The 8,378-nt window shown below is 37.6% G+C and carries 8 protein-coding genes; 4 read left to right on the top strand and 4 right to left on the bottom strand.

Going from position 1 to position 8,378, the window contains the following annotated elements; all coding sequences use genetic code 11:
* The first annotated feature begins 282 nt into the window (after nt 1-282).
* Genes H5072_RS06470 through H5072_RS06455 form a run of 4 tightly spaced genes read left to right on the top strand, consistent with a single transcriptional unit; the run spans nt 283 to nt 3,413 of the window.
* A complete protein-coding gene (locus tag H5072_RS06470; protein WP_182693049.1) occupies nt 283-1,785 on the top strand; it encodes a curlin in 1,503 nt (500 codons plus the stop codon).
* Between the two features lie 41 nt (nt 1,786-1,826).
* Complete coding sequence (locus tag H5072_RS06465) at nt 1,827-2,225, top strand: curli production assembly/transport protein CsgE (protein ID WP_024595596.1); 399 nt, start codon at nt 1,827-1,829, stop codon at nt 2,223-2,225.
* Nucleotides 2,215-2,640 carry a curli assembly protein CsgF gene (locus H5072_RS06460; RefSeq protein WP_182693048.1) on the top strand — a complete coding sequence of 142 codons (426 nt, stop codon included), beginning with the start codon at nt 2,215-2,217 and terminating at the stop codon, nt 2,638-2,640. The genes H5072_RS06465 and H5072_RS06460 overlap by 11 nt, the downstream gene beginning before the upstream one ends.
* Nucleotides 2,640-3,413 (top strand): CsgG/HfaB family protein, encoded by a 774-nt coding sequence (locus H5072_RS06455; RefSeq protein WP_182197166.1) that lies wholly within the window; start codon nt 2,640-2,642, stop codon nt 3,411-3,413. Before H5072_RS06460 ends, H5072_RS06455 begins: the two co-directional genes overlap by 1 nt.
* Nucleotides 3,414-3,479: 66 nt before the next feature.
* On the opposite strand, the gene H5072_RS06450 is transcribed toward H5072_RS06455, so the two are convergent.
* From H5072_RS06450 to H5072_RS06435, 4 genes are all read right to left on the bottom strand, one after another.
* Nucleotides 3,480-4,169: a LuxR C-terminal-related transcriptional regulator gene (locus H5072_RS06450; protein ID WP_024595599.1), complete on the bottom strand. Its 690-nt coding sequence runs from the start codon at nt 4,167-4,169 to the stop codon at nt 3,480-3,482.
* Nucleotides 4,170-4,353: 184 nt separating this feature from the next.
* Nucleotides 4,354-5,856, bottom strand: coding sequence for a trehalase family glycosidase (locus H5072_RS06445; RefSeq protein WP_182693047.1), 1,503 nt, complete (start codon nt 5,854-5,856; stop codon nt 4,354-4,356).
* A gap of 14 nt (nt 5,857-5,870) precedes the next feature.
* Nucleotides 5,871-7,109, bottom strand: coding sequence for a sugar MFS transporter (locus tag H5072_RS06440; protein WP_182693046.1), 1,239 nt, complete (start codon nt 7,107-7,109; stop codon nt 5,871-5,873).
* A 175-nt stretch (nt 7,110-7,284) separates the two neighbouring features.
* Nucleotides 7,285-8,292, bottom strand: a complete 1,008-nt coding sequence (locus tag H5072_RS06435) for a LacI family DNA-binding transcriptional regulator (protein ID WP_182693045.1) — start codon at nt 8,290-8,292, stop codon at nt 7,285-7,287.
* Between the last annotated feature and the right edge of the window lie 86 nt (nt 8,293-8,378).

Here is an 8,378-nt window from a genome sequence, read left to right as displayed (position 1 = left end):
GAAAAATAAAAATTAAAAAATTGGTAAAAAATGATGATTTCAGAAAATACATTTGAGGAATACAGTAATTGGGTACTTAATAATTAACAGTTATTAAACGTAAGTTAAAAATAATGACAAAGCGTTTAGTGATAATTATTAACTACATCGAAAAATTTTACTTTAAGAGCTTTTCAAGCGGATCACAAAACATTATATCGGCACGGCATGCTGACACAGCAAATACCTTATAAAACCTATAAAATTTAAGGTGTTTGGTTTTAATATTTCAAGGAGAAAATAATGAAGTTGAACAAATCACTTTTAAGCTGCGCAGTTGCAATTGCAATGGGTACTAGCTTTGCTTCTTATGCTGATACTAACAACAAATCAGCATCAAGCTCAGAACTTGCTACCAACGTTTCTGTAGCAAGTGTTGAAAACTCAATGACTCTTATCCAAACTTTTAATGAAAATACTGCACTACTTACACAAGATGGTGATAGCAACACCATGCTTGTAACAACAACCGGTAATAATAACGAAACTGAAGTTGTGCAGAGCCAATTTGGTAATTATGCTGAAGTAATCACCACAGGTGACAACAACTTACAAGTATACAGCCAAGATGGCGTTGCTAATGGTTTTATCTCTGAAGTGACTGGTAATAATAATATGTTATTTGTTTCACAATTTGGCCAAGGCTTTTTTGTAAATAATGAAGCGATTAATATTGTAACTGGTGATGATAATATCATTGATGTTGAACAAGGCACTGGTGGTCACTGGTTCTACAACATGGATATGCAAGGTAACGCAAATGAAATTACCTCACTGCAAACCGGTGAATGGCATGAAGCAGAAATTACGATGCTTACAGGCGACGAAAATACTCTTGATTTAGTTCAAGACGGTTATTGGAGTACCTTTAAAGTAAGTAGTATACAAGGCAATGACAACGAGCTTGAAGTTGAACAAGTAGGTGATCGTAATGCTGTAGCATTTAGTGCAATTTCTGGTGATGCAAATGAAATTGAAATTGAGCAAGATGGCTTAACTAATGCGGTAACGTTTGCAACTGTAATTGGGGACGACAACCAAATAGATTTAGATCAAGAAGGTTCACTTAACACAATTGAATCAAACTTATTTGAAGGTTCTAATAATGAGGTTTCAGCAACACAAGTTGGCGCTGAAAACTTAATGACAGCCGATTTAATTGGTGACAACAACGAACTAACTTCAATGCAAAACGGTGATTTAAACGAAGCCTACATGGGTGTAATTGGTTCAGACAATGAATTTACATCAGCCCAAATAGGTGATTTAAACTCGATTCACTTAGCTAACTTTAACGGCTCTGGCAATGATGTTGATTTAGTACAAGCTGGCGATGAAAATGCCGTACTTGTTCAATCTTCATACCCAGATGTAACGCTTACATCTAACGATAATGACATCGATATTGCTCAAGACGGCTCTCAAAATGAAGCAATTGTTACCCTTGCTGGCATTTTAGATAGTAATAATAACCAAATTGATATTGCACAAAGTGGCACGTTAAACCTTATTGATATGATGGTTGAAGGCAATAACCACAGCATTGATATTTCACAAACAGGTGAAGGTAACTGGGTTACTGGCGTTGAACAATCAGCATTTTTAGTTGGTGGTGAAAACGTATCGTTTAGTGTTACTCAAATTGGTAACGACAATATTGTTGAAGGCTCAGTAATTGGCTTTGACAGCACTGTATCTGTTACCCAAATTGGTGATGGAAACGCAGCAACAATTACTCAAATGTAATTGTTGAGGTGGGGAGAGCGATCCTCTCCCCTTTTTAAATTATGAAAAAAAATATTAACTTTAATCGTTACCTACTCACACTTTTCCTATGTTTTTCTGGGGCAACTCATGCTGCGGATGAACTAGAAATAGATGGCTTATTACTTGATAGAAGTATTAGCCGCTTTGGTCATCAATTTTATTATGAATTTTCAAACTACTGGCGAGATCTCCCTTCAACAGCTGGTTTTAATATTGAAATAAAAGAAACCGTAATACCAAAAGCGGGTACACAACTTTCTTTAATAATGAATAATCAACTCGTTTACGCGACTTATTTAGGTCGCAGATTAGAACCCCTCGATGAACGTGTTGAGCAAGCTGTTTATACAGTAATAGATGCAATGGCTCGCTCAAACATGGCTGCATCAACACCAGATATGGCTAAAGATGGATGGTAAAATGAAAAAAATAGCCCTTATAATAATAACAATATTAAGCTTTTCAGCTTCCGCGACTGAAATAATTTACACCCCAATAAATCCAAGCTTTGGTGGTAATCCACTCAATGCAAATATGCTGCTGAGCAAAGCACAGGCTCAAAATAAGCACAAGGCTCCGGTAATCGAAAAAGGTTATGCTGAACAATTTCAAGACTCTTTAGAGCGCACTTACTTAAACCGCATGGTAAGAGAAATTACAGATATGGCGTTTGGTGAAGACATTGAAGACAGTCTTTTTGACCAAGACTCAATTTTTATGAGTGGCGATTATCAAATTGAAGTTATAACCAGCACAACCGATTCTATTACAGTAAAAATAACAAACATATTAGATGACTCTGTTGTGATCATTGAAGTACCGAGGTTTGGATAATGTATAAACTACTAATAACAATAACATTACTGGGTTTGAGCGGCTGTACAAGTTTAGGTAAGCTTATTCCACCATCACAGCAAAAAGCAATTAGCCTAGAGCCAACTGAATTATTTGCAGACTTAAAAAACTTACCAAAACCTGTTGGCAGCATTCCGGTATCGGTCTACTCATTTAGAGACCAAACAGGTCAATATAAACCACAAACTAACGTTAGTTCGTTTTCGACTGCCGTTACTCAAGGTGCTAATTCAATACTCGTACAAGCACTGCATGAATCTGATTGGTTTACACCTGTTGAGCGTGAAGGTTTACAAAACATTTTAACTGAGCGAAAAATCATTCGTGCAGGCCAAACTGATAACCCTAACCAGGCTGAGTTACCTCCACTTACCACAGCTAAAATCATTTTAGAGGGCGGTATTATAAGCTATGACACCAATGTAAAAACGGGTGGGTTAGGTATGGAATACTTTGGTATAGGCGCATCTGAGCTTTACCGTGAAGATGCTATTTCAATTTATCTACGCGCTGTGGATGTTCGTACAGGCCAAGTGTTGCTTAGTGTGGCCACCAGCAAAAAAGTATTAAGCCAAGAGATGCGTGCAGGCTTTTTTAGATACGTAAGCTACAAACGTCTAGCTGAAGCTGAAGCCGGCTTTAGTGACAACGAACCTATGAGTATTTGTGTAACTCAGGCAATAGAAAAAGCACTGACAGACCTTATAACAAAAGGCATTGATAAAGGCTTATGGGCTAAAAAAGTGAGCTAATTTAACAAATAAAAAAGGCTACTAACAGTAGCCTTTTTATAGGAAAATTGAGATTATATATACTATTTATTTAGCCATTGGTAATAAAACAGAAACGTAACGCTGAGCCCAATTCGCAAGCTCTACCCTGTTACGTGAGTTAGTTTTTTTAAACGCACTGTACAAATGTGTTTTTACAGTGTGGTCGCTAATATTGAGCTTATCAGCAATTGTATTGTTACTCGCACCTTGTGCAATTAAATGAATAACGGACTTTTCTCGCTTTGTTAAATGATCGTAATCGTCCTGCTTTAATTCAATGTCGTCATGTAGGTTATTAAATGATGATGCCACGGCTAAAATATCGTTAAAAGCTTTTGAAATTACTTTACGCGTAAACCAAAGCTCGCCAGTATCAACACGAACTAACCCTTTAAAAATATCTTCTGGCGCATCAGATTTATAAAAAACACCATTAAAATGGTTAAGCAATAAGTTTTGCTCGCACACATCTTCTTTATCAACATTAAAGATAACAACACTATGGTGTTTAGCTAAACAAATAAGGTCTGCGGGAATGAGATCTTGCCATTTGCTTTTAGCACCATCTATTAAAAACAAATCATAATTTGCACGCTGCTCAGCTTTAGGAATAACATCGTCCATTTTAATATCACCAAACAAGGCCTGTAGTGTTCTTAAAATAGCTGTGTAGTTGTGTGAATGAAAAGATGATTGAAATGTAGTTTTTACGAATACTGAGTTTTTATGGGGCATAAATTTCGTCCTTGAAACATTTACACTACATTACCTAAATCAAATACAACTTACAATGAGATTTTGGTATTAAAATAAAGTTATCGTTTCTCATCCTAAAACAGATAAAAACCTATTAAATCAATACATAACCTACATTGCCTTTGTTTTAAAATTGCTTTTGTAAGATAAGTAACAGATCGGATTAGTAGTTTAGTAATTTATAAAATCGAGTCGTTACGCCATTAGTCCAACCAAAACCCTGCTGTACTTGATATTCACCACCACTGGCTAAAACCGCTGGTGTGCACACATTGTATTTTTCGAGTAAGCACTTATTTACTGCAAAATTTTGCTCAACCATATTTACCCAATTTTGCATTATATGTGTACTCAATTGAGTAATACCGTAGTTATTAAGCCCTTTTACCGCAAGCCATTGGAGTGGAGCCCAACCATTTGGACTATCCCACTGCTGAGGCGTTTGAGTAATAGTTGTAACAATGCCACCCTCTTTTAAAAATTCATTGGCTAATATTGTAGCTACCTTGATTGCTTGCTCATTACTGGCTAAATTAACAAATAAAGCAGTAGTTGCCGCCGCACTAAGTATTGGAGATTGAGTCGTTGTACGGCAGTTATAATCAACAAAAAAACCGGTTGGCTCATTCCAAAGGTAAGCATTAATAAGCGCCTTGCGATTGCTGGCAAGTAATTGGTAATGCTCTGCTTGTTCACTATTGCCGAGCAATTGAAAGAATTTGCTTAATTGATTCTCTAAGTTATACATAAGGCAGTTTAAATCTATAGGAACAATATCAGTTGTTTGAATAGAGCTTAGTAAATTAGACTCACCAAGCCAACGAGAACTAAAGTCCCAACCCGACTCACATGCAGCGCGAATATTACGATAAAAATCAGATTTTTTCTCCTTCGCCAACCCTTCCGCTAGCGCTAAATCTTCACGCAATGACTCTGCTCTTGGCTCACTTACATCGTCCCAATAACGATTTAAAACACCACCACAAGGCATTCTTACTACCCGCTTTGAGCCCAATAAATCACTCGAAAGGAACTGCGCGTCTTGCATCCAAAATATATATTCTTTTTCAAGTGCTGCAACACACATAGCAAGCCATTGCGTATTGAGTGATTTGCTATGCGTATGTTCCCATAATAACTCGACCATGAGTGCTAAAACCGGTGGCTGCGAGCGTGATAAATAATAGCGACGGTTACCATTTGGAATACAACCATAATCGTTAATTAAATCTACAAAGTTAAGTAGCATATCTTCAACTACATCACCTTTATCTGCATCGATTAAGCCCAATGCTGTAAAATAACTATCCCAATAGTAAATCTCTTGAAAGCGCCCGCCAGGCACAATATAGCTGTGCTTTAGTGCTAGTAATGAATCTTGCTTCGGGGTATCCGCCTCTCTTCTAAGGCCACTCCATAACGAGTCTATATAATGTTTAACCGATGACGTATCAGCCTCAGTGCCCATTGCTAGCACTGGGGAAGTAATAAAGTGTGCGTTTACAAACTCACTAAGCTGCGTATTAGTTAAAGGCGCTAATTGTTCATAGCTTTTACATGCACTTTGCCAATTAACACGCGCAATTGCATCTGCGAATGTTTTACAGTCGCTAAATACATGCTGCATTTGAACATCTTTAAATAATTGGCTGTCAAAAAAACTCATAACTTTCCTTACTGTTAAGCTGTTGTTGCGTGTTGTGAGATAGCGTCGGTTCGTTTTTTGAAAAAAATCACGCTAATAAAAATCAAACTAATGGGAACCAAAGAAAGGTAAAACGCATGCTGGCCACTAAAGTGCTCAAATACATAACCAGTTATTATTGAGCCTGTTGTTCCACCAAGTGCTGAAAAAACTACAATTAAGCCAGTCATAGCGGCATGACGATGTTTTTCAAGAGCGCTGAGAATAACTGAGTTAAGTACCGGATAAATAGGCGCCATGAAAAAGCCAATTAACGGTAAAATAAATGCAGCAAGTGGTGCATCAAATAAGCTAATTACTGTATTTTCAGTAACATTCTCAGTAAGCGGTAGGGTAATAAGTATGAGGCCGGCCATCGCAATTAAACAACTGCTCAATACAACAAACCAGTGAATGTGTTTAAGTACTTGCCCTGCTACTAAGCGCCCAAATGCAAGTGCCGCAGCAAAAATACTGGCCAGCTGAATACTAATAGCTATAGGAAGTTTTAAAACTTCATTATTGAATGTGGGTAGCCAAGTACCGACGCCCTGCTCAATTAATACGTATAAAAAAGCACTAATTATAAATATGAGTACCAACGGTTGATATGTTAGCTTAAGCATGGCGATAAAATCGAACCAACCAGAGCGTTTAGTTTTACTTATAATGGCGGGCTTTATAGGCGCAGCAATTACGCTCGCTATAACGATTAGGGCCAGAGCTGCTAGTAAGTAATAAACGTTGAGCCACGCGGTTGAATCGTTTGGATCTATAAAAGCAGTAAAAATCCAATAGCCACTTAACACACCAACCATGAAAATGCCCTCAATGGTGTTTAACAATGAAGAGTGGCTATTTGCATCATCTGTCACTTGGCCGATAATAGAGTAAACCGACACTTTAACCACAGCAAAGCCACAACCAATGGCGGCAAATAAAATTTTAAACGCATAAAAGTCACTAATTAAAGCCGTACTTACACAAGCAAGGGCAACAACAGTAAGTGCCCCAAGCATAGCCAGTTTATAGCCTAGGCGAGGAATAAACGAAGCCACTACAAATGACATTATCGCAATGGATAAATCTTTAAACCCCTCAAGCACTGAAGCTTCTGTTTTACTTACCCCAAGGGTATTTATTGCCTGCAAAATAACGGTGCCCACGCTATTTAACAAAATAGCGAAAATAAAGTAACTTGCTGCAATTGCCAGTGTGACTTTTGTTTTACTCATAATTGTCCTCGCTTTACAGCGTTATTTAAACGCTATAACGACCTTTATTGTATGCCCATAACGAGTGCATACACAGTGTGTGTTTATATCAGTGAGGTTTGAGTTTAGTTTAGAATAGCCCCCAATGCAATCGTTTGCATTTTAAATTTAACATTAACTCAACATGATTTATAAACTATCTTTTACTTGATTGGCGGGTAATCAGTTCAATATCAATTACTTGTGATTCAACTTTTTCACCAGCTAGTTGCTGCATCAATTTTTGAACTAATAGCGTGGCTGCGTACTGTGTGTTTTGTCGGATAGTTGATAATGAAGGGTGGCTAATGTCGGCCATAGCAATATCATCAAAACCTACTAGAGCGACATCATTAGGAATGCTTACATAACGCTCTTTTAAGGCTTTCATGGCACCTAAGGCAACCATATCACTACATGCAACTATAGCATCAAAATAAAGGCCTTTTTCACGCAGTAATTGGTTAATTGATTGATATGCTGAGCTACTTGTAATATCAATAGATACAACATGTTGCTCTAATTTATGGGATGCTAATGCGGCAGAGTACCCTCTATGACGCTCACTAATTTCACCATGTTCTGGGTCGCCTAAAAATACAATGTTTTTAGCTCCGTGCTCTATTAAATGCGTTGTTGCTTGCAAGCCTCCCAAGTAATTGTCACTTCCTACAATGGGGTAGTTGCTAGGTGTTTTAGGGTCTCCCCATACCACCAGCGGAATACCTGCGTTAGCTGCATTTTCTATATTGATTTGGTTTTTACCTTGACCTACAACAATAATACCGTCTGCACGGCGGCTATTAATAAAATAATTAGCCCAATCGTCTTGCGCCATGATTGAATTAGATAGTAAAAGCTCTAACCCTTGCTGATTAAGTGCAAGATTAATTTCGCTCACTACTTTAAGTAAAAACGGATCGCTAATCGACTGCTCTGTTTGTTCGTCAAGGTTAATTATAACCGCAACTACATTGGTTTTTTGTGTCCGCAACCGACTTGCAGCCGTATTAAGGCTAAAATTATGCTCTTTAGCTAAGCGCTGAAGTTTATCGCGGGTTTCTTGCTTAATTAGCGGATTATCATTAAGCGCACGCGAAACTGTAGAGGTAGACACGCCTGCTAGTTTCGCTAAATCAGTTAATTTAATTTTTTTGTTATTCATGATCTTCCTAAATAGTCGCTTACCACTGATCAATACAATTATCTAACTCGCTGACAATATAGCATTATTATTTTTTGCTGGCGCGA

The organism is Pseudoalteromonas sp. SR45-5 (assembly GCF_014163565.1).
Lineage (GTDB): Bacteria > Pseudomonadota > Gammaproteobacteria > Enterobacterales > Alteromonadaceae > Pseudoalteromonas > Pseudoalteromonas distincta.
Note: the sequence above shows the minus strand (reverse complement) of the source record. Positions and strands in the feature narration are given on the sequence as shown.

Coding starts and splice junctions, on each gene's coding strand:
- H5072_RS06460 (WP_182693048.1), top strand. CDS start 2,215: ATGGATGGTAAAATGAAAAAAATAGCCCTTATAATAATAACAATATTA.
- H5072_RS06445 (WP_182693047.1), bottom strand. CDS start 5,856: ATGAGTTTTTTTGACAGCCAATTATTTAAAGATGTTCAAATGCAGCAT.
- H5072_RS06440 (WP_182693046.1), bottom strand. CDS start 7,109: ATGAGTAAAACAAAAGTCACACTGGCAATTGCAGCAAGTTACTTTATT.
- H5072_RS06435 (WP_182693045.1), bottom strand. CDS start 8,292: ATGAATAACAAAAAAATTAAATTAACTGATTTAGCGAAACTAGCAGGC.
- H5072_RS06465 (WP_024595596.1), top strand. CDS start 1,827: ATGAAAAAAAATATTAACTTTAATCGTTACCTACTCACACTTTTCCTA.
- H5072_RS06455 (WP_182197166.1), top strand. CDS start 2,640: ATGTATAAACTACTAATAACAATAACATTACTGGGTTTGAGCGGCTGT.
- H5072_RS06470 (WP_182693049.1), top strand. CDS start 283: ATGAAGTTGAACAAATCACTTTTAAGCTGCGCAGTTGCAATTGCAATG.
- H5072_RS06450 (WP_024595599.1), bottom strand. CDS start 4,169: ATGCCCCATAAAAACTCAGTATTCGTAAAAACTACATTTCAATCATCT.